This window comes from Acidobacteriota bacterium (assembly GCA_029861955.1).
Classification (GTDB): Bacteria; Acidobacteriota; Polarisedimenticolia; order Polarisedimenticolales; family Polarisedimenticolaceae; genus JAOTYK01.
In genome coordinates this window covers 35660-56865 of sequence record JAOTYK010000012.1, presented here as the reverse complement: position 1 = coordinate 56865, position 21206 = coordinate 35660, and the positions used below count along the sequence as shown (strand labels likewise).

At 64.0% G+C, this 21206-nt stretch carries 22 protein-coding genes and 1 other RNA gene; 4 read left to right on the top strand and 19 right to left on the bottom strand.

Features of this window, described 5'->3' with window-relative positions:
• Positions 1-19: 19 nt before the first annotated feature.
• From dapA to OES25_07725, 3 genes are read left to right on the top strand one after another with little or no spacing between them, the layout of a single operon-like run.
• Positions 20-910, top strand: coding sequence for a 4-hydroxy-tetrahydrodipicolinate synthase (gene dapA / locus OES25_07735; protein ID MDH3627532.1), 891 nt, complete (start codon positions 20-22; stop codon positions 908-910).
• The gene (locus OES25_07730; protein ID MDH3627531.1) at positions 910-1743 is read left to right on the top strand and encodes a 2,3,4,5-tetrahydropyridine-2,6-dicarboxylate N-succinyltransferase; all 834 of its coding nucleotides are present in this window, start codon (positions 910-912) and stop codon (positions 1741-1743) included. Before dapA ends, OES25_07730 begins: the two co-directional genes overlap by 1 nt.
• Positions 1740-2888 (top strand): pyridoxal phosphate-dependent aminotransferase, encoded by a 1149-nt coding sequence (locus OES25_07725; protein ID MDH3627530.1) that lies wholly within the window; start codon positions 1740-1742, stop codon positions 2886-2888. Before OES25_07730 ends, OES25_07725 begins: the two co-directional genes overlap by 4 nt.
• Here OES25_07725 and OES25_07720 read toward each other — a convergent pair.
• From OES25_07720 to OES25_07700, 5 genes are all read right to left on the bottom strand, one after another.
• On the bottom strand, positions 2885-3775 hold the full coding sequence (locus OES25_07720; GenBank protein MDH3627529.1) for a hypothetical protein: 891 nt from the start codon (positions 3773-3775) through the stop codon (positions 2885-2887). The two genes, OES25_07725 and OES25_07720, sit on opposite strands and share 4 nt — an antisense overlap.
• Positions 3776-3836: 61 nt before the next feature.
• Positions 3837-5018 carry an Mrp/NBP35 family ATP-binding protein gene (locus tag OES25_07715; GenBank protein MDH3627528.1) on the bottom strand — a complete coding sequence of 394 codons (1182 nt, stop codon included), beginning with the start codon at positions 5016-5018 and terminating at the stop codon, positions 3837-3839.
• 25 nt (positions 5019-5043) lie between these two features.
• Positions 5044-6234 carry a hypothetical protein gene (locus tag OES25_07710; protein MDH3627527.1) on the bottom strand — a complete coding sequence of 397 codons (1191 nt, stop codon included), beginning with the start codon at positions 6232-6234 and terminating at the stop codon, positions 5044-5046.
• Positions 6235-6293: 59 nt separating this feature from the next.
• Positions 6294-7157 carry a hypothetical protein gene (locus OES25_07705; protein MDH3627526.1) on the bottom strand — a complete coding sequence of 288 codons (864 nt, stop codon included), beginning with the start codon at positions 7155-7157 and terminating at the stop codon, positions 6294-6296.
• A gap of 132 nt (positions 7158-7289) precedes the next feature.
• Positions 7290-7961 (bottom strand): helix-turn-helix domain-containing protein, encoded by a 672-nt coding sequence (locus OES25_07700; GenBank protein MDH3627525.1) that lies wholly within the window; start codon positions 7959-7961, stop codon positions 7290-7292.
• Positions 7962-8106: 145 nt separating this feature from the next.
• Between OES25_07700 and lysS the strand changes: the two genes are divergently transcribed.
• Positions 8107-9633 carry a lysine--tRNA ligase gene (lysS, locus tag OES25_07695; GenBank protein MDH3627524.1) on the top strand — a complete coding sequence of 509 codons (1527 nt, stop codon included), beginning with the start codon at positions 8107-8109 and terminating at the stop codon, positions 9631-9633.
• A 1-nt stretch (position 9634) separates the two neighbouring features.
• Here lysS and OES25_07690 read toward each other — a convergent pair whose 3' ends face one another.
• From OES25_07690 to rpmI, 14 genes are all read right to left on the bottom strand, one after another.
• The gene (locus OES25_07690) at positions 9635-10177 is read right to left on the bottom strand and encodes a helix-turn-helix domain-containing protein (protein ID MDH3627523.1); all 543 of its coding nucleotides are present in this window, start codon (positions 10175-10177) and stop codon (positions 9635-9637) included.
• A gap of 99 nt (positions 10178-10276) precedes the next feature.
• A complete protein-coding gene (locus tag OES25_07685) occupies positions 10277-11575 on the bottom strand; it encodes an MFS transporter (GenBank protein MDH3627522.1) in 1299 nt (432 codons plus the stop codon).
• A complete protein-coding gene (locus tag OES25_07680; GenBank protein ID MDH3627521.1) occupies positions 11572-12447 on the bottom strand; it encodes an NAD(+)/NADH kinase in 876 nt (291 codons plus the stop codon). The genes OES25_07685 and OES25_07680 overlap by 4 nt, the downstream gene beginning before the upstream one ends.
• The gene (locus OES25_07675; protein ID MDH3627520.1) at positions 12444-13268 is read right to left on the bottom strand and encodes a TlyA family RNA methyltransferase; all 825 of its coding nucleotides are present in this window, start codon (positions 13266-13268) and stop codon (positions 12444-12446) included. Before OES25_07675 ends, OES25_07680 begins: the two co-directional genes overlap by 4 nt.
• A gap of 5 nt (positions 13269-13273) precedes the next feature.
• On the bottom strand, positions 13274-14170 hold the full coding sequence (locus tag OES25_07670; protein ID MDH3627519.1) for a polyprenyl synthetase family protein: 897 nt from the start codon (positions 14168-14170) through the stop codon (positions 13274-13276).
• A complete protein-coding gene (locus OES25_07665) occupies positions 14167-14952 on the bottom strand; it encodes a TIGR00282 family metallophosphoesterase (protein ID MDH3627518.1) in 786 nt (261 codons plus the stop codon). The genes OES25_07670 and OES25_07665 overlap by 4 nt, the downstream gene beginning before the upstream one ends.
• Position 14953: 1 nt before the next feature.
• Positions 14954-16501 carry a ribonuclease Y gene (rny, locus tag OES25_07660; GenBank protein MDH3627517.1) on the bottom strand — a complete coding sequence of 516 codons (1548 nt, stop codon included), beginning with the start codon at positions 16499-16501 and terminating at the stop codon, positions 14954-14956.
• Between the two features lie 60 nt (positions 16502-16561).
• A non-coding RNA gene (gene ssrS / locus OES25_07655) (6S RNA) lies at positions 16562-16743 on the bottom strand.
• 97 nt (positions 16744-16840) lie between these two features.
• Positions 16841-17149, bottom strand: a complete 309-nt coding sequence (locus OES25_07650; protein ID MDH3627516.1) for a cell division protein ZapA — start codon at positions 17147-17149, stop codon at positions 16841-16843.
• 15 nt (positions 17150-17164) lie between these two features.
• A complete protein-coding gene (locus OES25_07645) occupies positions 17165-17425 on the bottom strand; it encodes a hypothetical protein (GenBank protein MDH3627515.1) in 261 nt (86 codons plus the stop codon).
• A 54-nt stretch (positions 17426-17479) separates the two neighbouring features.
• Entirely contained in the window at positions 17480-19543 is a 2064-nt protein-coding gene (gene pheT, locus OES25_07640) for a phenylalanine--tRNA ligase subunit beta (protein ID MDH3627514.1), read from the bottom strand.
• Positions 19540-20565 (bottom strand): phenylalanine--tRNA ligase subunit alpha, encoded by a 1026-nt coding sequence (gene pheS / locus OES25_07635; protein ID MDH3627513.1) that lies wholly within the window; start codon positions 20563-20565, stop codon positions 19540-19542. Before pheS ends, pheT begins: the two co-directional genes overlap by 4 nt.
• Before the next feature lie 12 nt (positions 20566-20577).
• Positions 20578-20940 (bottom strand): 50S ribosomal protein L20, encoded by a 363-nt coding sequence (gene rplT / locus OES25_07630; protein ID MDH3627512.1) that lies wholly within the window; start codon positions 20938-20940, stop codon positions 20578-20580.
• 54 nt (positions 20941-20994) lie between these two features.
• The gene (rpmI, locus tag OES25_07625) at positions 20995-21198 is read right to left on the bottom strand and encodes a 50S ribosomal protein L35 (GenBank protein ID MDH3627511.1); all 204 of its coding nucleotides are present in this window, start codon (positions 21196-21198) and stop codon (positions 20995-20997) included.
• Between the last annotated feature and the right edge of the window lie 8 nt (positions 21199-21206).

Here is a 21206-nt window from a genome sequence, read left to right as displayed (position 1 = left end):
CGAGGACGGAGAGGGGAAGATGGATCGACTCACAGGCGCGATGACGGCACTGGTCACACCGTTCGACCGCGATGGCCGGGTGGATGCCGAGGCCCTGGCTTCACTCGTTCGTCGTCAGATCGAAGAGGGTATCGATGGCCTGGTCCCGTGCGGCACGACGGGTGAAGGTGCAACGCTCGACGCCGACGAGCAGGAGGCGGTCGTCCGGGTGGTCACGGAGACCGCCGCCGGTAAGGTGCCGGTGCTGGCAGGCTGCGGCAGCAACGACACGCGTCGCACCATCGAGGCCGGTCGCCGGGCGATCGGCGTGGGTGCCGATGCGCTTCTCGTCGTGACTCCCTATTACAACAAGCCGAACCGAGCGGGGATGATCGGTCATTACCGAGCCGTCACCGAGGCCTGCGACCGACCGGTGATCGTCTACAACGTGCCGGGTCGAACGGGGCAGAATCTCCCCGCCTCGTGGACGCTGGAGCTCTCCGAGCTACCGGGCATCGTCGGTGTCAAGGAGGCGTCGGCCGATCTCGAGCAGATATCGGAGATCCTGCGACACCGATCCGCCGGGTTCGCCGTGCTCTCCGGCGATGACGCTCTGACCCTATCGACGGTGGCGCTGGGTGCCGAGGGCGTTATTTCCGTGGTCGCGAATCAGGACCCGGCAGGGATGTCTCGGCTGGTCGCGTCGACCCGGGAGGGAGACCTGGACTCGGCGCGCAAGCATCACTTTCGTCTTCTCCCGTTGATGCAGGCCAACTTCGTCGAGAGCAATCCGGTGCCGGTAAAAGCCTCGATGGAGTTGCTCGGTCTCTGTTCCGGTATGCCGCGGCCTCCGTTGGCACCTGCCGACGGGCGGACCCGTGAGCGACTCTCGGCTGCCCTGGACACCGCCGGACTGCGGCGGGTGTCGTAATGGAGCGGTTGCAGCAAGAGGTCGAGTCGCTTTTCGCCGAAGCCGAAGCGCCCGATGACTCCGTTGAGCGTGTGGTCGGGCGACTGCTCGATGGGTTGGAGGACGGGACGATCCGTTCCGCAACTCCGATGGAGGACAGCGCCTGGAGGGTCGAAGAGTGGGTGAAGAAGGGGATCCTGCTGGGCTTCCGGCTGCGTGAGTCGAGAGACTATGCCGATGGAACCCTGCGATTCAGAGATCGGGCTTCCATGCCGCTTTGGGACCCGACGAAGACCCGTCGTGATGTCCGGGTCGTGCCCGGCGGCAGTGCCGTTCGTCGTGGCGCGTTTCTCGCCGACGGTGTGGTGATGATGCCGCCGGCCTACGTCAATGTGGGCGCGTACGTGGGTTCGGGTACGATGATCGACTCGCATGCGCTCGTCGGTTCTTGCGCACAGGTCGGTGCTCGCGTCCACCTGTCTGCCGCGGTGCAGATCGGCGGGGTCCTGGAGCCGATCGGCGCCAGCCCGGTGATCATCGAGGACGACGCGTTCATCGGCGGTGGTTGTGGGGTCTACGAAGGGTGTCGTGTCGGTCACGGTGCGGTCCTGGCACCCGGCGTTATCCTCTCCGCGTCGACACCGGTCATCGACCTGGTGCATGGCCTGACGTTAAGGGGTGCGGTCGATCGTCCACTGCGGGTACCTCCGCGGGCCGTGGTCGTCCCGGGCAGTCGCCCCGCAACGGGCGACTACGCCGTCGAGCACGGGGTTCAGCTTCAGACACCGGTGATCGTGAAATACCGCGACGACGGAACGAACGCCGCGCTGGTGCTCGAGGAAGCGCTGCGGTGAGATGGCGTCCTGCAGAGCGGATGGATGGCGTCGAACGGACGATGATCCGTCAGATCTTTGACGGGGCGCCTGCGGACGCGATCAACCTAGGGCTTGGACAACCCGATCTGATCACCCCACCCGGTCCGTGTCGGGCCGCGCAGTTGGCGATCGACGAGGGCAAGACCTTCTACACCTCGACCGCTGGGCTCCCGGCGCTCCGCGAACGACTTGCCGAGCGATACGCCCCGTTCACGAGCGGTGCAGAGTCGGTGTGCGTCAGCGTGGGCTCACAGCAGGCGTTGTACGCCAGTTGTCTGACCCTCGCGGGACCCGGCGACGAGATCCTGGTTCCCGATCCCGGTTACCCGGCGTACCCGGTCGTCGCCCGGCTGGTCGGAGCTTCGGCCGTCTCCTATCCGATTCGCGGCGAGAGCGACTTCAGCCTCGATCCCGCAGACATCCTCGACCGTGTGACGGATGCCACGCGGGCCGTGATCCTATGTAGTCCATCGAACCCGACCGGTCGTTGCGTCGACGCCGCTCGCTTGCGTGTCTTGACCGAAGAACTGTCTCGACGCGGTGTGCCGTGGATCTCCGACGAGATCTACAGCGGGCTGACCTACGACGGGGTGTTTGTTTCTCCGTCCAGGTTCAGTCGCGACGGATTGATCGTCTCGAGCGTCTCGAAGGATGTTGCGATGACGGGCTGGCGAGTCGGTTGGGTTGCCGGCTCCGTGGAGATCATCGAGCGGATCACGGCGGCCCAGCAGTACCTCGTGACCTCTGCGCCCAGCGTATCCCAGTACGCGGCGCTTGCGGCCCTTGGGGCCGAGGGCCGGGAGGATCGTGTCGCTATCCTCGATCGGTTCCGCGTACGACGGTCCTTCATGGCGGCGGCGCTGGAGCGGATCCCCCATCTTCGCTGGAGGTTACCGGACGGCTCGTTCTATTTCTTCGTCGACTGCTCGGCATACGGCGACGATATCGAGTTGGCGAAGTCCTTCCTCGAGCAGGAGAACGTCGTCACGATTCCCGGTAGCGCCTTCGGCGAACAGGGTCGAGGGTATCTGAGAATCTCGTTCGGTGTCGGGAGGAATCAGTTGGGCATCGCACTCGAGTCGCTGCAGCGATTTCTCTCTCGCCGCGAGGTCAGCGCACTCTAATCGTGGTCGTGGCCTTCGTGTTCCTGCTCCGTTTCCAGTAACGCCTCGAGGAACATCGCGCGTTCGCCGACAAGCGTCATGAGTTCGTCGACCTCTTCCTCGTCACGACGCGCCAGGTACTCGTACAGCGTGGTGATGTCGTTGGTTCCGGTCAGCGGCAACCATGCACGGAGTGAGGACTCCTGGATCTCCAGGGAGTCGCTGAGCGTCGCCTCGCGTAGCGTGTCCCGTGCGCGGCCGCCAATCCTGGCCAACGACTCGGCCGCGAGTTGACGCAGCTCCGCATCGCCGGACTCCAGTTGGGTCTTGAGGAAATGTCGGGCGGAGTCTCGACGAAAACCGACGGTCGAACGGATCACGAGGGGCAGCAGGGAGGGTTCCTCGAGCGCGGCGTCGACACACGCCGGTAGCGTTCCGTAGGACTGGCGCTTCGCCAGCTGCGGGATCGCGAGCCGCCGAGCGTCCAGCGATCCAAACCAGACCGCCCGATCCATCGCGGGAAGAAAAGAACGGGCGACACCGGAGGTCTGACGTGTTCGGGCGGCGATGATGGTCAGGACCACGTCTCCAGCCTGCGTCGGATCGACATCGGCGACGACCCGTGCGAGCCCGTTGACCGCCGACTCGCCCATCGCGATCAGTTCCTTGTGGGCCTCAAAGGCGACCCACGCGTTCCGGGGCACGGACGGATCCGGCCACGCCAGTTCGGCCAGCAACAGAACGCGTTCATCTCCGCCCTGGGTTCCTTCGATCGCATCGAGGAGAGTCTGGCGCGCCTGTTGCTTCTTTTCGGCGGGGGATGGCTCCATGTCGGCATGGATCGGTCCGGTTGATGCGAAGGCGAGCAGCCCGCAGAGAAGCATTCCGGGAGTGAGGGAGCATTTCATCGGTTCTGCCCTATCTGGAAGACCCAGAGACTATACCGTCGGGGCCGGGTGACAGCCACGTTCAGGACTTCGGGGTCCAGCCGCTCTTGAATCGCTCGAGGAGGCCGGGGCCTCGGGTCGCCGAGGTTTCCTCGTCGCCGCTCTCGATGCCGAGGGGCGTCTTCAGGCCCATGGCGATCCGTTCGAACGCCGATCGCTGAGGGCTCTCGTCCGAATCGGCCGCGACGGGTGACCCCGCGTCGCCGGACTCGCGAATCGCGGCATGGAGTGGTATTTCGCCGAGAAAAGGGATTCCGCGCTTTTCCGCCTGGGCACGGCCGCCGCCGTGCCCGAAGATCTCGCTTCGCTCATGACAGGCAGGGCACTCGAAGAAGCTCATGTTCTCGACGAGGCCGAGGATCGGCACGTTGACCTTCTCGAACATCGCGATCCCCTTGATGGCATCGGCAAGGGCGACGTCCTGAGGGGTCGTGACGATGACGGCGCCGGCCAGGGCCACACGCTGGGACATCGTGAGCTGAGCGTCTCCGGTTCCGGGAGGCATGTCGACCAGGAGGAGGTCGAGATCGCCCCAGACCACGTCTCTGAGAAGCTGCTCGAGGGCCTTCATGACCATCGGGCCGCGCCAGATGACCGCGGCCTCGGGGTCGACCATGAAGCCCAGCGACATGAAACGGATTCCCAGCCTATCGAACGGCAGGATCCGCCGTCCGTCCTCGGCGAGTCGAGGTTCACGGTTCCGGGCTCCCAGCATGATCGGGATCGACGGGCCGTAGACGTCGGCATCCAGCAGCCCCACCCGCAGGCCAAGTCGGGCCAGGCTGACGGCCAGATTGACGGCGACGGTGGATTTCCCGACGCCTCCCTTGCCGGAGGCGACGGCGACGATCCGGTCGATACCCGGCACGAGGCGAGGGTCCAGTCCACCGGCGGCCGGTGCGGAGCGAGTGGGGGGCGGCGGGGAGGACGCCATCGGGAGGGACGACGCCCCGCCCGGGGCCGACGATTCTCCGGTCCACTCGACCCGTTCGACGCCGTCGAGTTCAAGGAGCGCGTCACGGAGCGTCGTCTTGAGCGACGTCATGCTGCCGTCGGCCGGAAGCTGGAGTCTTAACCGCAGACAGCCGTCGGCGAAGGCCAGATCGGAGACGATCCCGAGGTCCAGGACGCTTCGTCCGAACCCCTGAGGCCTTAGCCCCATGAGGGTCTCGTGGATACGCTTCTGGATGCTGCCGTCGTCCACGATGGTTCTCGGAAGGGGCGTCGTTCTAGAAGTGGAAGCGGACGCCGCCGAAGAACCCCTCGTATTCCGCCGACTGCTCTTCGCTGGCGATGGAACTGAGAAGTTGGTTGCCGATCTGCGCCACTTCGCGACGACTCTCGATGCCCACGTTGCTGTAGGAGCTGCCTCGGAATCCGCCGTAAAATTCGACCGTCTTGTGGATCTGGTAGTTCAGCGAGACCTCGGTGTCGATGACCGAGCCGGATAACGACCGCTTCTCGTCGAGGAAGCTATCGACGACCGTGATCTGGTCGATGAAGTCGACGGCCGGTCCCAGCGCGCCGCCGGCGCTAACCTGGATGATCTCTCCAAACAGGTCGTACGGGGGCTCCATCACGGTCGTCACACCCGTCAGGGGGTCCTGGAAGGTAAAGGCATGGGAGATGGAGGTGTACTCGCTCCGGACCTTTCCGCGAAGGAATGCCATGCCGACGCTCGCGCGCAGCTTCAGCTTCTTGCTCTTGAGCATCGCGGTTTCGAACTCCATTCCCATTTCGAGACCGCGCCCGCTGTAGCGCGAGGCCGTGTCGACCACATCCGGACGCGGGTCCAGGTCCGGCCGCGGAAAGGTGACGAGCGGCGGAATCAGCGGCGGCAGGCCGTCCACGATGGCGTAGTAGCTCGCATTGGCAATTCGACGATGCGCAACCCGACGCACGCCGACCCACCAACTGCCGTTGACACGGTTGGTCTCGAACGCGGCACGCTTGTAGTTGATACGGAGGTCGCGAAGCGTCGTGTCGAATTGCGAATCGTAGCCGTCCGCGAGGCCGTCGTCGTTCAGGCCCGCGAGTAACGGGCTGGCCATGCTGGTGGTGAAGATGTAGTTGCCGGGAGACGACTCGCCGAGGAGGACGTCCTCGTCCCGATGCTCCAGGTAGGAGAGCATGAGCGCGCCGGCATCTCGCCTGAACTCCAGGCCACCGGCATAACGAAACGATTCGCTGGTCCCGTGCGTGGGGCGCTGATAGACCTCAAAGAACGGGTTCGTCGCATCGAAGACGGTTGCCGGGGAGTAGTCGAGTCCCGTTGGTTGGGCGACCCAGATTTCGATCTCTGCAATGTACTTGAAGAGGGATCCATCGTCGTCACCCTCCGCCTCCTGGGCGAATGCCGAGCCGACCACGAAGAACACGATCATGAGCGTCAGTAGGGCGTAACCGGTCAGTTTTGGCATGCGAACAATCCTCGACGTCTAACGTATGGGAAGGGAGCCTATGTCCGTTCTTCTCGTGTCTATCTTGCGGTAAACGAGAAACTGAATCCGGCACCCGTCACCGCGTCGCTGGATGCGGAGCCGATCACCGACACCGTCAACCCGTCCTGCGAGAGAGTGCCTGAAAGGTTGGCCTCGCGTCCGTTGGTCTCGATCCCCATCGGGGCTCCGGCACCGCGGCGGGCGCGCACGATGATGGTGTCGCCCGGAGAGAGGTCGACCAGGAAGTTCTCTTGTCCGTCGACAACGGTCGGGCCCGGGTCGATGGCGGAACATAGTCCGTTACCGAGACCGTAGGTCATCGGATCGAAGTCGCTGAGAGGATTGGAGGTGGAGCGAGCCACCCGCGTGTGAGCCTGCGAAAGTTTGAGCGGATCCCGGAAGCGGAACGTCCGCATCATGCCGCCATCGTCGATCATGACGGTCGGCTGGCTGGTGCCCAGCACCAGGGGCCGAGAACTGTTGTCGTATCGGCTGAGGTTGATCAGCGGGTCGTCGGTAAGACCCGCCGGGGACGAGACGATGACCTCGCCGGTGGTCCCGGCGGGGATGACGCTGATCTCGACGGTATAGCTCCAGGGAACCGACGTCGGGTTCACGTGACTCGTGTCACTGGCCAACAGGTCGCGGCAGAAGTTGAAGAGATCCGGAACGCCATCCATGTCGATGTCGTCGGGTTGGCCGTTGTTGTCGTTGTCTTCGTACATCTCCCACACGCGGTAAGAGCGAATGCCCTGTCCACCGAGAAAACCGATGACATTGACGGCGCTCATCTGAACCTCGTACGTGACGGGTCCTGCACCAATGGGTTGGGTCGAGTCGCAGCCGATGGTAAAGACGGACAAGACCAGCAACACGCCTACCGTGGCGAGTACGCGCAGCATCGACAAACCTCCTCATTAGGAAAACGGCCGTAAAAATACTCGACCCATCATCGTACGTCAACTTGTGGAGGGCAGAATCCCACCAGGACTGCGGCAAATGAGCCGCAAGGGGGGAGAAACGCGTGACGATCGTCAGTGGTCCGAATCGGCCTCGGGGGATCGGGGGCGAGGGGCGTCCAGTTCTCGAATCCGGCGAGATCGCTCCATCACGCTGCTGAATTGCTCCTCAATACTCTCGCTGGTCGCAGAATTCCGTGTGAGCATCTCCATCGCCTGAATCTTCTCGCGGGCGGCGGCCAGCTCCAACTGGGCCGACTCCAGCTTGAGGCGTCCCTGACGCAGCTCGGCGTCCTTCCGCCTATGCTGCTCCGCCAAGCGTTGTCGCTCGCTGAGAGACTCCTCCAGTTGTCCCTGGATGGCTTCCAGCTCGCTGCTGAGCTCCATGTACCTCAGCCCACCGGCCCGAACCATCCCGTACTGAACCAGGAGTTGTTCGTGCTTCATCTGCAGGGTCTCGAAGAGGCTTCGTGGAACCGCCTCCTCGTGGACCTGAAGGCCGGCCGTGGACCGTGTGGCGAGGGCACCGGGTTTGTCGGCCTGAGGCGTAGGCGGCGTCTCCGCGTCACGCACGGTTCCCAGTTCCAGCCCGGCTTCAGAGAGGTCGTGCTCCGAGACGAAATACTCGGGCCCGAATCGTCCGTACCGTTTCTCTGCGTGAAGTCGGCCGCTTCGGATATAGCGCCGGAGGGTCGTGACCGAGCGCGAGGTCTGTTCGGCAGCTTCGCGCAACGTCATGCTTTGCATGGTTCCCTCTTTCTGCGGATCACGGCGTACACCGCTCTTCTACCATACGGCTCCCATACGAAACAAGATTGTGTAATTCGGATTGCGACGCTCGAGGGCCACGGGCTATCCTTCGTGCGAACGATGTTGACGGGGGCCGGGGAAGTTGGAATCCAGTTACTGGGCAGATCTTGTCGCCGGAGAGATCGAAGAGACGGGACGACGCCCGTTTCTGTCAACCGGTATTTCACCTTCGGGCGAGATTCATATCGGCAACGTCCGAGAGGTGTTGACGGCCGACGTCGTCTATCGGGTCCTCGGCGAGCGTCGCGACGATGTGACGTTCAACTACGTCGCCGACGACTACGACCCGCTTCGTCGGGTCTATGATTTCCTCGACAAAGCGACCTACGAACCGCTCGTCGGCCAACCGTTGTCCAACATCCGCTGTCCCTGCGGCGAGCACGACGATTACGCGCAGCACTTTCTGGAACCCTTCCTGGCCGCGCTGGGGCGTCTTCGGGTCGATGTGCAGCTGGAACGTGCCAGCGAGATGTATGTCTCCGGGAGGATGACGCCTTACGTCCTCAAGGCGCTTCAGGGTCGTGACCGGATCGTCGAGATCCTTCATCAGCAGACCGGAAAGCAGTTCGCCGACGGGTGGTCCCCCTTTAATCCGATCTGTGAGACTTGTGGACGGATGGCGGGCACGGAGCTTACCGGTTTCTCGACCTCTGCAGAGACAATCGCCTACCGCTGTCCTTGCGGCAGTGAAGGGGAGCGGCCGATCGCAGGCGGTGGGAAGCTGACCTGGAGAGTCGATTGGCCGGCACGCTGGGCGATGTTCGGCGTCACCGTCGAGCCGTTCGGGAAGGATCACTCGACCCGCGGAGGCTCCTACGACACTGGAGTTCAGATCGTCCGAGACATCTACGGGTTCGAGCCACCGTTTCCGATCCCGTACGAGTGGATCCGACTCAAGGGGGGCGGGGACATGTCCTCCAGTAAGGGCAACGTCCTTTCGGTCGGAAAGATCCTGGAGGTCGTGCCCCCCGAGGTATTGCGTTACATGATCGTGAAGGATCGACCCGGACGTCGAATCAATTTCGATCCCGGGATGGGTATCCTCCGCTGGGTGGACGAGGTCGACGATCCGGAGACTGCGGATCGCGATGAGCGTGCACTTGAACTCTCGCGAGCGGCGGGATTCGAGCCGGTCGGGGTGCCGTTCAAGCATCTGATCGTGGTCGGGCAGGCCGCGGGTTTCGATGTCGACAACGCAGGCGCCATTCTCAGGCGTACCGGTTTCGCCGACGTGGACAACTCCGCGCTAGCGACCCGTCTCGGTTATGCCCAGCGCTGGTTGGATGCGTTCGGTCCCGAGGAGATGCGGTTCGAGGTGCAGAAGGAGCTACCGTCGGCGGTGGCGGATCTCGACGACGATCAGCGGCGATTTCTCGGTGAGCTGGCCGTTCGGCTGACGGATCAACTCGAGGGGGATGGGATTCACGACGTGATCTACGAGGTGGCCGGCGGATTCGAGGGCGTGAAGCCCGGTCGCCTGTTCCAGTCGATCTATGTCGCGTTGCTGGGGAAGGCACGTGGCCCGCGGGCCGGCTGGTTTGTCTCTTTGCTGGGCGTCCCGTTTTGTGTCGATCGGTTTCGCGAGGCCTCGATCGCGCCGGGATCGTAGGTCAGGACGCGTCGCCGCCTGCGATGTGGGGAGATTCCAGGCGACGCTCCGCGTCCTCGGTGACCTGTGAGAGGACGGCTTTCTGGATGCGACACGCCGCCTCCAGGAGTTTCACGGTCTGCGTCGAGTGAGTGGCCAGTTGCTCGGCGAGTACAGCGGACTGTGCGTCTTCGCTGCCCATCTCCTCCTGGACGGCACGGGCCGCTTCTCGCATGATCCGCAGCGCTTCCGATAGCCGGACTCGCTCGTCGGCCTCGACCTCGCGCAGGAGGCAGGCGGTCTCGAGGAGCTCGGGGGTGATCCGGGGCTGGTCCTCCGATCCATTTTCCCAATGGTGGCCGGTCAGGACCCACTCGACGCTCGTGTTGCCGATACGGGCGACCTCGACCAGGCGGCGAGGCTCCGGCACCACGCCGTTTTCGTATTTGTGGATCGCCGATTGGGTGGTGCCCAGCAAACGCGCGATCTCCCACTGACGCATCTCCGCCGTCAATCGGATCTGACGGATCCGGCGTCCCATAGCCTTCTTGTCCAGTTCTCGCATGGTGAACCCGACCCCTCCGGAGCGGCACCCGGCCTCGATCGACCGGGGGACCCCAGGGGTCGAATATAGGGCCGTCGCCGGTCCGGGCAAGGTGGGGGTCTAAGAGGCCTCGCGGGGGACCTGAACCCTACGAAGAATCAGGATTCCAGCCAAAAAGAGGGGAAGCAGGCCGAGGACCGCCAGCCGTTGCTGGCCGGTACCGGAGGCGATGGTGCCGAAGAGCAGGATGACGACGATCGCCCCGACCTTGGTCGCGAGGATGTAGAAACCGAAGAACTCCGATTCACGATTGGCGGGGCTGATGGACGCCATGATCGAGCGAGCGACGGCCTGGGTGCTGCCCATGCCCGACGCGGCGCCGCAGGCCAGGAACCAGAAACCGACCTTGCTCTGAACGACCGCGCCGACGAAGACGATCACCAGCCAGACGAACAGGGTGCCGATGAGGACGCGTTTGCTGCCGACGCGGTCCGCCAGCCACCCGGCTCCGATCGTGCTGGGGACGGCCACCAGGTTCGCCACGATGAAGAGGAGCTGGAGTTCCTGTCCGGTGATGTTGAAGCTGACGGTGGCGAAGATCGCGCTGAATTTGATGACGGCCTCGATCCCGCCGTAGAACACCGTCGCCGCCATGACGAACAGGGCGATGTTTCGATGCTGCCGAACCGCGAGGGTCGTCTGCCAGACCCTGGCGAAGCCGGTCCGCACGAGTCCGGTCCAGCGCTTCGTGGCGACCCTCGAACGCTCCTTGAGGAACAGGAATGTCGGGATGGAGAACACCAGGAAGAAGGCTGCTACGACGAGGAAGGAGAGCCGGTGACCCCGCACCGCATCGGGCACCAGACTGAGGCCGGCCCCGTCGCTTGCGGCTGAAGTCAGGCCACCGCTGAGGAGCGGCAGGCAGACGACCACGGACAGGAGACCGCCGATGAAACCCGTGCCCCAACTCCACGCCGAGATTCGGTTCATGTTCTGCCGGGTCGAGATCTCCGGAAGAAATGCGTTGTAGAAGATGTACCCGCTCTCGAACCCGAATGAGGCGATGACGAACAGCCCGAATGCGAGCCACAGATCGCCGGGGCCCGCCAGTGCGAGCGACGCGGTTGCCAGGACGGTCAGGACCGTCGACCCGATGAGGAACTTCTTCTTGGCTCCGGAGCCGTCGGCGATGGCGCCAAGAACGGGGCCGCTGACGATGACGAGAAGGTAGGAGGTGGCAGCGGCCAGGCTCCACAAGAAGTCGCCATTCTCTGAGTTGGGACCGACGACCGCGATCCGGAAGTAACGTGAGAACGCGATCGTCGAGATCATCGTCGTGAACGACGAATTGGCGAAATCGTAGAAGCAATAACCGACGACCTCTCGTCTGCGCACCCCGGGTGGGGTGGAGATCGTCACCGTTCCCCCCAGCGGAGTTTGCGTCGCAGGACCTGGAAGAACTCGCGGTCGTTGACCCGGACCAGCCGCACCGGTTCCGGCGCGCAGTCGATCAGGAGACGGTCCGTGTCGTTGAGCGGAAAACCGATCTGGCCGTCCAGCGTGGCGTAGACCTGCTCTCCGGAGCTTCGTAGCGATATCTCGACGTCCGCGTTCCCGGGGACGACGAGGGGACGGAACGTCATGCCGTGGGGGCAGATCGGCGTGACAACGAAGGCACTCATACGTGGGTCGAGGATGGGGCCGCCTGCGGAGAGGTTGTAGGCCGTCGACCCGGTCGGTGTCGCGACGATCAGGCCGTCGCTGCTGTACTCCGCGACCCGGCTGCCGTCGACACGAACGTCGATCTGGATCATCCGCGATAGCGCACTCTTGGTGATCACGGCATCGTTGAGGACGATATACTCGCGGGAGATTCCTCCCTCGGGGACGTGTTGGGCCCGCAGGGCCTGACGCTGCTCGATGGTGTAACGGCCTTCCAGCACCTGCTGAACGCCGGAGTCCACCTCTTCGGGCTGCATCTCCGTCAGAAAGCCCAGGCTGCCGAGGTTGATGCCCAGGAGCGGGACCCCCCGACCGCTCACGAGGCGTGCGGCCGCCAGCAGGGTGCCGTCTCCGCCGGCCACGATGCCGAGATCCAGATCGTCGGGAAGGTCATTGGGCAGGAGCCCGTCGTCGCGCCCCATCGCGTGAGCAGTCTGAGACTCGAAGCAGACGGCGATCCCTTCCTGCTCGAGACGTCGGGCGATGTTGTCGACGATCCGCGGGCCATCCGAATCGACCTTGGCCACGAAGAGGACTCGACGAAAACGCGGGCTGGACGTGCCGCTCATGAATCGTCCCCGTCGAGGTTACAGAGCCCTTCGATGACAGACGCTATCGTACTCTCCGCGAGGGAACCCGTGGCGCTTCCTAATCCGATATGGATAAAAAATTCACGATTGCCATCGGTGCCTGCGATCGGAGACCGGCAGAGCCCCCGGACCGACCAACCCGCCGCCCGAACGAATTGGACGATCCGTTCCGTCACGGCCTGGTGCAGAGACGCGTCACGCACGATGCCACCCTTGCCGACCTGGCCCCGTCCAACCTCGAACTGAGGCTTGATCAGGCTGACGATCTCTCCGTCCTCTGTCAGGCAACCGGCCAGGGCCGGGAGTATCCGTTCGATCGAGATGAAGGATACATCCATCACGGCGATCGATGGGGTCTCGGGTAGCTGCCCCGGCTCGAGATGGCGGGCATTGATCCCCTCCATCACGATCACCCGCGGGTCGTTCCGTAGGCTCCAGTCCATCTGCCCGCGTCCGACGTCGATGGCCATCACCGGCTTCGCGCCGGCCTCCAGCAGGACCTGGGTGAATCCACCGGTCGACGAGCCGACATCGACGGCAACACGACCCGTGGCGTCGATCCCGAAGTTCTCCAGGGCACCCATCAGCTTTTCTGCGCCACGGCCGACCCAGCGACGACCCTGGTGGACGGTGAGTTCGACATCGGCGGCGTGTCGCACACCGGGTTTCGACAGTCGCGTCGAGCCCGAGAGCACGCGCCCGGCGAGGATCAGGGCGTGGGCGCGGCTGCGATTCTTCGCGAGGCCCCGTTCGACCAGGATCTCATCGAGACGTCGCTTCTGCGGCGGTTTGGTCGCCATGAATTTCACCGGGATCGATGGAGAGCCAGGTGCGCCAGTGCGTAGAGCGTCTCCGCATGTACGCCGCTCTGTTCCAGATGAGCACGGGCGCGGGCCAGGGAGGCCTCGCCCATCTCTCTCGTGGCGGCCTCGCCGAACATCGCGGGATAAGTCGTCTTGCCGGCCCGAAGATCCTTGCCCGGAGTCTTGCCGAGAGTTTCGGCAGTGGATACCAGGTCCAGGAGATCGTCGGCGATCTGGAAGGTGAGCCCGAGTTCTGCGCCGAAAGCGCGCAGGTCCGCGCAGATCGAATCGTCTGCGCCTGCGAGGATTCCGCCGACCTCGGAGCTGGCTGCAAACAGGGCACCGGTTTTGTGGGAGTGAATCCAGGCCAGCATCGTTTCGTCCGTCGGGCGCTGCTCATGTTCGAGGTCGGCGATCTGTCCACCCACCATCCCGGCGACACCGGCTGCGGTCGCAAGGGTGGTGGACACTCGGGTGCGCCGGCCGGCCAGGTCGTCGCCGGAAGGGAATCGAGAGAGCCACTCGAATGCGAGTGTGTGGAGGGCATCGCCCGTGAGGATGGCGACGGCCTCGCCGAACTTACGGTGAACCGTGGGCTGCCCACGTCGTAGGTCGTCGTCATCCATCGCCGGAAGATCGTCGTGGATCAGCGAGTACGTGTGGATCATCTCGATGGCGGCCGCGACGGGAATGGTTGCTTCCGCCCTTCCGCCGGCCGCCTCGCACGCGGCGAACACCAACGCGGGGCGGATTCGCTTGCCACCCCCAAGAACGGCATACCGCATCGCTTCGGCAATCGTACCCGCAGGCCCCGAGACATCGGGAAGGTTGGAATCCAGATAGCCCTCCACTCGATTCCGACTCTCGTCCAGGAACCGTGAGACCTCCACGTTGCTCATTTCGCGTCCGGGTATTCGATACGCTCGATGGATCGAGCGAGCCCCGTGTCGGGGTTCAATTCGACGAGCGCTCCGCAAAGACGCACGTCGTGCTCCGCCGGCGTGAATCGAACGGGACGTTGGGTAAGGAAGCGTTGAAGGGCTGCATCGCCATCGACGCCGATGATGGAGTCGTATGGCCCCGTCATGCCCAGATCCGTCATGAAGGCGGTTCCGCCGCGAAGGATCCGTGCGTCGGCCGTCGGTACATGGGTGTGGGTGCCGACAACCGCGCCGACACGCCCGTCGAGATACCGGCCGAGCGCCTGTTTCTCGCTGCTGGCCTCCGCATGGAAGTCGACGACGATCCCGTCGCACTCACCGGCTAGATCTTCAAGGATGGCATCCGCCATTCGAAAGGGGTCGTCCAGGTCCGCCATGAACAGTCGCCCCATCAGATTGACCACGCCGAGGCGGAACCCCTGCTCCGATTCGAAGATCGTGGTCCCGCGCCCTGGAGCGGGGTGGGGGTAGTTGGCGGGGCGCAGCAGGTGAGGCAGCTGATCGATCACCTCGAGGATGTCGCGGCGATCCCAGGAGTGGTTGCCGCCCGTAATGACGTCGGCTCCAGACTTGAAGATCTCCTTGGTCGTCGCGGGGGTCATCCCGTTGCCGGCGGCGGCGTTCTCGCCGTTGACCACGACGACATCCGGTTGGTGTCGGTCGCGCAGGTCGCGCAGACCCTTCTTGAGGATGCGACGTCCTGGCTCACCGACCACATCGCCGACAAGAAGAACGCGCACACTACACCGCGAAACGGACCGCGCGACTCTCGCGGATGGCGATGATCTTGATCTGTCCGGGATAGTTGATCTCTTTCTCGACTTCCCCCGCAATCTGCTTGCAGAGGGCGAACGTCTGCTGGTCGGAGCAATTCTTGGCATCGACCAGGACGCGAATCTCCTTGCCGGCCTTGACGGCGTAGGCTCGGTCGACGAACTCGTGACGGGTCGCCAGCTCTTCCAGACGACGCAGTCGCTCGATGAAGACGGCCAGGTTTTCCTTGTGAGCCCCGGGTCGATTGTCGCTCATCCGTTTGGCGGTGCGAACGAGAAGGGCCTCCATGCTTCGTGGCTCGACGTCGCCGTGGAGACTGCGAATCGCATGCACCACGGCCGCATCCTCACCGTGTCGCTCAGCGATATCCGCAGCGGCCAGCAGGGGATGATTGGTCTCCGAGTCATCCACCTGCCCGATTCCGTGCAGCAGTCCAGCGCGTTGGCAGGTGGCCGCATCGGCCGCGATCTCGAGGGCCATGAACCCGGCAATCAACCCGGTCTCGCGACAGTGATGCATCAGATTCTGTCCGTGGGCCGTGTGGTATCGCATCTGACCCAATCGGCTGGCCAGCCGTGGATGGATATCCGAGATCCCCATGCTGTAGGCGGCGTCGTTCCCATGCTCGAGAACCCGCTCGTCGAAGTCCTCGCCGACCTTGGCCACGACCTCTTCGATCCGCGCCGGATGGATGCGGCCATCGGCGACCAGTCGCTCGATCGAGATCCGTGCAACCTCGCGTCGCACGGGATCGAAGGAGGAGATGATGATCGAACGCGGGGTATCGTCCACGATCAGGTCGATTCCCGTCGCCATCTCGAGGGCGCGGATGTTTCGTCCCTCACGACCGATGATTCGACCCTTCATCTCGTCGCTCGGCAGCTCGAAGAAGCTGACCGTCGTTTCGACGACGTCCTGGATATTGACCCGCTGCGACGCCTGGACCATCAGGTTGACGGCTTCGCGTTCCGCGGAACGGCGCGCCTCGTCCTCGGTCTTACGGGCCCGTCGGGCGGCCTCGCTCCGGGCCTCTTCCTCTATCTGTTCGACCAACTCGAGCCGTGCTTCGTCGGCCGACAGGCCGGCGATCCGCTCCAGGGTCGTTTGGCTGTCCTTCTGCTGCGTTTCGGCGAGGGCCAGGAGCCGGGTCCGCTCAGAGTCCTTGGTCTCGATTCGGGCCTGCATTCGCTCGGCATCCTTACGTTGCCGGCCGAGCTCGCTTCCCTCCCGTTCGAGTTTCCGCGTCCGTTGTTCCGACTGGGCCTGTCGCTCCTCCAGCTCGCGTTCCAGTCGATCGAAGTCCTCCTGGCGACTCATCGCCTTTTCCTGGGCTTCGACCTCGATCTCCTTGCGACGTGCCAGGGCCTCCTGTTCCGCTTCACGGAGGAGTTGATCCCGATGTTCGGCGGCGGCAGCCAGGACTCGACGGGCTCTCAGACCCCCGACGACGGCCGCAATGATCCCCGCCAGGCTACCGAGGACAATCGGTGCGACGATGACGAATTCTTGTTGCAAGTTTCGCGGCCCCTACGCCGTGAGGCGGGGAGCGTGGACCGGAGAAAACTGGAACGGGTAAGGAACCCCGCGAGGTCGTGAGGATGGTTTAAGTTGAACCGGGTTCGCCAGGTGGGATTCCAAGAACCGCTTCAGGCTTCCTCTTCCGATGAGAGGCCTGCTCACCACGGTCGCATATCAGATTCCCGATGCGTGAGTGTTGGCTCAAGCTGACCAGTCCTTCACGTGCCCCGCAGGGCCATCCTCAATTTACTCTCTGGTCTGTTTTGCGACCACAAGAGAGATCCAGACTTTCTCCAATACCACACTGCCACCGTCTTCGCGGCTGTGTGTGTGACCCTATTCTGCGAGTGCCTCGTCCAGAAGAGTCACCATCCGGGTCAACCGTCGCTCGTGGTCCTTGTCCGGATTCCCGGACGCCGATCCACCGTCACGGCTGGCTCGGATGTAGTCATCTGCCAAATTCAAGCAGCCGAGAATCGCGATCTTCATCGAGTCCGCGGTCCCGGTCGCCGATGCGACTTCGCGCATCTTTCCGTCCACCAGCCTCGCTAGCTGCAGCAGGTACTCCTCATCCTCGTGACCACGAAGGTGGTACGTCGTCCCGAGAATCGTGACCGGCGTCGCTTTTGCTGGTGGTTCGCTCATTCCCTATCCCTAATTTCAGACGCCGTCCGCAATCGAGTCCGGCTCACGGGACTCTTCCAGTGTCTGACGGATCAACTGCAACAATTCGTGACGTGTCGAACGCCATCCGTCGCTGTCGCCGCCCTGCTCGACTTCCAGGCCCGCGCCGTTGCCATCCAGGGTCTCTTTCAAGAGCCGCAACTCGGCTTCGAGCTGCTGCTTTTCGGCAGCGAGCTTGCTGAGCCGCTTGACGGCCAGCCCGACTCGTTGCTCTAACTGACGGATCGTATCGCTCATATCCACAAGATCTTACAACGATCCGGGACCGGTTGTCTCTAGCCGTCTGCGTCGTCAGTCACCCTGGCGGATCTCGACGCCGAGATTCCGGCCCAGGGCGTCGATCATCGCCCGACGATAGCCGTCGATTTCTTCGTCGGTCAGCGTTCGATCCTCCGGCGACAGGGTGGCCCGCAGCGTGAGGGATGCCTCGCCGGCCGCCAGTGGTGGACCCTGGTAGCGGTCGACGGCGTTGAAGTCCACCGGTGCGGGGGACGGGACGTCGGTCACGGTCAGGAGGAGCCGCTCGTACGACAGGTCCGCCGGAACGACCACCGCCAGGTCACGATGCACGGCAGGGTAGCGAGAGATCCGGCGGTAGCTCACCGTCTCGGTCCGGCCGACATGATCCAGCACCAGCTCGGCGAACAGGATTCCATCGGGCAGATCGTCGCAAAGATCCGGGTGGATATGACCCGCCCAGGCGACGGCTTTACCATCGGGGTCTTTCCAGGTCACGGCCCGACCGGGTTGGTAGGCCGACGGACCACCGGCCACCGGGAGCCGCTTGACGGAGGGCTGTAGGCCTGCGAGAAGTCGCTCGACGAGGCCCTGCAGTTCGGGGAGCGTCACGCAGTCCGTCGGACGCGACCAGTGGCGCGGTCTCGCCGCCCCGGACCACGCCAGACCGAGCCGTAGGGACTCGTGTGGGAAATCGCCCTCGGCCGCATCGTCGGGACGGAGAAAGACCCGCCCGACCTCGAAGAGACGGACGTCCGTCTGCCCCCGTCGGTGGTTCAGCTCGGCGGCCCGCCGAAGAGTCGGGAGGATCGACCGACGCATCTGGGACAGCCAGTCGGCGATCGGGTTTTCGACCTGCATCGGTTTCGGGCTGTCGGGCTCGACCCATGCGGCATCTTCGCCCTGTCCGACCATGGAGTAGCCGAACGCCTCGTGAAAGCCCAGCTGAGAGGTCAGGTCCCGCGCCCGCTCCTCGGTGGCTCGCTCGCTCCGCGAGGGTGGCGCCGGGCGAGCCTCGTCGCCGACGGTGGGGATGTTGTCATAGCCGACGTGACGGGCCACCTCCTCGACGAGATCGGCCTCGACCTCCAGATCGACACGCCAGCTCGGCACGGTAACGTTCCAGACGCCCTCGTCGCCGGGCATCGGGTCGAGTTCCAGGGCCGCGAACGCGGACTGGATGTGGTCCGACTCCGGCGAGAAGCCAAGGAGTCTTGGCAACTCCGATTCACGGAGTGTGCGCGACGGGCGGACGTGAGGAAGTGGGTGTGCATCGATCAATCCGGGTGCCGGCTTCCCACCGGCGAGTTCGCCGAGAAGACGCTGCGCAAGACGTTGCGCACGCAAGACACCCTCGGGGTCCGCCCCGCGTTCGAAGCGGTGGCTTGCATCCGTGTGCATTCCGAGGCGACGCGCCGTGCCTCGGATGGACGAAGGAGCGAACCACGCGGCCTCGATCAGAACCTGTTCGGTGCTCTCGCCTATCTCGCTGTCGGCGCCGCCCATCACACCGGCCAACGCGAGGGGACGTTCGTCGTCGGCAATCATCAGGGTGTTCGCCGTGAGCGCACGCGGTTCGTCATCGAGTGTGGTGAACGGCTCGCCGTCCGTCGCGCAGCGAATCCGAACATGGCCGCCCTTGAGGGTCGCAGCGTCGAAGAAGTGGATGGGATGGCCGGTCTCGAGCAAGACGAGATTGGATGCATCCACGACGTTGTTGATCGAGCGCAATCCGCAGGTGGTCAACCGCTCAACCACCCACGCGGGGGACGGACCGACCTGGACGTTTCGGACCAGGGACGCCGTGTAGCGACGGCAAAGATCCGGCTCGTCGATGGTGACCGCAAATGAGTCGGTGACGGGTGCGCCGTCCGCCGTCGGCGGGTCGATCTCTTCGGCCCGCTCCACGCCAAGTCCGGCGGCGAGCTCACGCGCCAGGCCGACATGACCGAGGCAGTCGGGACGGTTCGCGGGGATGTCGATCTCCAGCGCGACGTCCGTGGCTCCCGCATCGAGGCTGTCAACCGTCAGCCCTCGAGAGGTCAAGAGTTCGGCCACGCGCTCCGGGCCGGCGTCGGTCGGGCAAAGCGCCCGTAGCCATTGGTAGGAGGCGATCATGACGGAAACTGCTGAAGGAAACGGAGATCGTTCTCGACCAACAGCCGGAGATCGTCGATGCTGTGGCGCATCATGGCGATCCGGTCGATCCCGAGACCGAAGGCGAAGCCGGAGACCTTTTCCGGGTCCAGGTTCACCGCACGGAAGACCTCCGGGTGAACCATTCCGGCACCCCCGAGTTCGATCCAGCCGGACCGCTTGCAGATCCTGCATCCCGCGCCGTCGCACATCGTGCACGAGACGTCGTACTCGCAACCGGGCTCGACGAAGGGAAAGTAACCCGGGCGAAGACGCATCCGTGCGTCGTCGCCGAAGAACCGTTTCCAGACCGTCGAGAGGGTTCCCTTGAGATCGGCCATCGAGATGTTCTCGCCGACGACCAACGCTTCGAGTTGGTGGAACATCGGCAGGTGAGTCGCGTCGAGGTCTCTGCGAAAGACCCGTCCCGGACAGACCATACGGATCGGCGGTGGCGTGCGTTGCATCGTCCGAATCTGCACGGGGGACGTGTGGGTGCGTAGCAGGAGGCCCCCGGACAGGTAGAACGTGTCGGTGGCGTCTCGAGCTGGATGATCCGGCGGAAGATTCAGCGCCTGGAAGTTGTGGAAGTCGTCCTCGACCTCCGGTCCGGACTCGATGGTGAAACCGAGATCTCGGAAGATCTGTTCCAACTCCCGTCGGGTGCGGGTGACCGGGTGCAGGGACCCGGGCCACGGGTGGCACGCGGGTAGCGAGATGTCGACGGCTTCGCCGACGATCTTCCGGTCGCTCTCGGCCTTGCGGGCTTGTGCGATCGCGTCGTCCAGGGACGCCTCGACGGTCTTCTTGAGCTGGTTGATGGCCTGACCGAACGCCGGACGTTCGTCCTTGGACAACGCCCCCAGCTGCTTCATCAACGCCTGCAACTCGCCCTTGCGACCGAGAAAGCGAACCCGCACCTCGTCGACGGCCTTCGGGTCGTCGCGAGCCGCGGTCAGTGCCTCGTCGAAGGCCTGCCGGATCCGGTCGAGATTATCCTGCACGGCGACAGGCTCCTAGGAGCCCTGAATCGCCTGCCTGGCCGCCTGGATGACTTGACCGAAGACCTGAGGCTCTTTGACGGCGATGTCCGCGAGAATCTTTCGGTCAAGATCGACGCCTGCAAGCTTCAGTCCGTGCATGAGTCGAGAGTAGGAGAGGTCGTGCTCGCGGGCCGCAGCGTTGATCCGCGCAATCCACAGTCGACGGAATTCACGCTTGCGAACGCGTCGGTCGCGATAGGCGAAACGCAGCGAGCGCTGTACCTGCTCACGGGCGATCCGGTACAGCTTGGATTTCGCGAGATAGTAACCCTTCGCTCGGCGAAGGATCTTCTTGCGCTTCAGTCGTCGCTTGTTGCCTCGTTTGACTCTAGCCATCGCTTCACTCCTTGGCCGTCGGATGGACTTGCATCCGCTCGGCGCGAATCGGCTCTACCGCCTTCCGTAGGGCAGCATGTGCTCGACCTTCCGCTGGTCACACTCGGCGATGACCGTTGGGGTGTCGAGCTTGCGTTTTCGCTTCGTTGTCTTCTTTGTCAGAATATGACTCTTGTAGGCCTTCGAACGTTTGAACTTACCCGATGCCGTGGACCGGAATCGCTTGGCAGCGCCACGATGGGATTTCAGCTTCGGCATCTCGACTC

Coding starts and splice junctions, on each gene's coding strand:
- OES25_07720 (MDH3627529.1), bottom strand. CDS start 3,775: ATGAAATGCTCCCTCACTCCCGGAATGCTTCTCTGCGGGCTGCTCGCC.
- OES25_07680 (MDH3627521.1), bottom strand. CDS start 12,447: ATGAGCGGCACGTCCAGCCCGCGTTTTCGTCGAGTCCTCTTCGTGGCC.
- rplT (MDH3627512.1), bottom strand. CDS start 20,940: ATGGCTAGAGTCAAACGAGGCAACAAGCGACGACTGAAGCGCAAGAAG.
- rpmI (MDH3627511.1), bottom strand. CDS start 21,198: ATGCCGAAGCTGAAATCCCATCGTGGCGCTGCCAAGCGATTCCGGTCC.
- pheT (MDH3627514.1), bottom strand. CDS start 19,543: ATGATCGCCTCCTACCAATGGCTACGGGCGCTTTGCCCGACCGACGCC.
- OES25_07705 (MDH3627526.1), bottom strand. CDS start 7,157: ATGCTGCGCGTACTCGCCACGGTAGGCGTGTTGCTGGTCTTGTCCGTC.
- OES25_07645 (MDH3627515.1), bottom strand. CDS start 17,425: ATGAGCGATACGATCCGTCAGTTAGAGCAACGAGTCGGGCTGGCCGTC.
- OES25_07650 (MDH3627516.1), bottom strand. CDS start 17,149: ATGAGCGAACCACCAGCAAAAGCGACGCCGGTCACGATTCTCGGGACG.
- OES25_07690 (MDH3627523.1), bottom strand. CDS start 10,177: ATGCGAGAACTGGACAAGAAGGCTATGGGACGCCGGATCCGTCAGATC.
- OES25_07710 (MDH3627527.1), bottom strand. CDS start 6,234: ATGCCAAAACTGACCGGTTACGCCCTACTGACGCTCATGATCGTGTTC.
- OES25_07730 (MDH3627531.1), top strand. CDS start 910: ATGGAGCGGTTGCAGCAAGAGGTCGAGTCGCTTTTCGCCGAAGCCGAA.
- OES25_07670 (MDH3627519.1), bottom strand. CDS start 14,170: ATGAGCAACGTGGAGGTCTCACGGTTCCTGGACGAGAGTCGGAATCGA.
- dapA (MDH3627532.1), top strand. CDS start 20: ATGGATCGACTCACAGGCGCGATGACGGCACTGGTCACACCGTTCGAC.
- OES25_07700 (MDH3627525.1), bottom strand. CDS start 7,961: ATGCAAAGCATGACGTTGCGCGAAGCTGCCGAACAGACCTCGCGCTCG.
- OES25_07675 (MDH3627520.1), bottom strand. CDS start 13,268: ATGGCGACCAAACCGCCGCAGAAGCGACGTCTCGATGAGATCCTGGTC.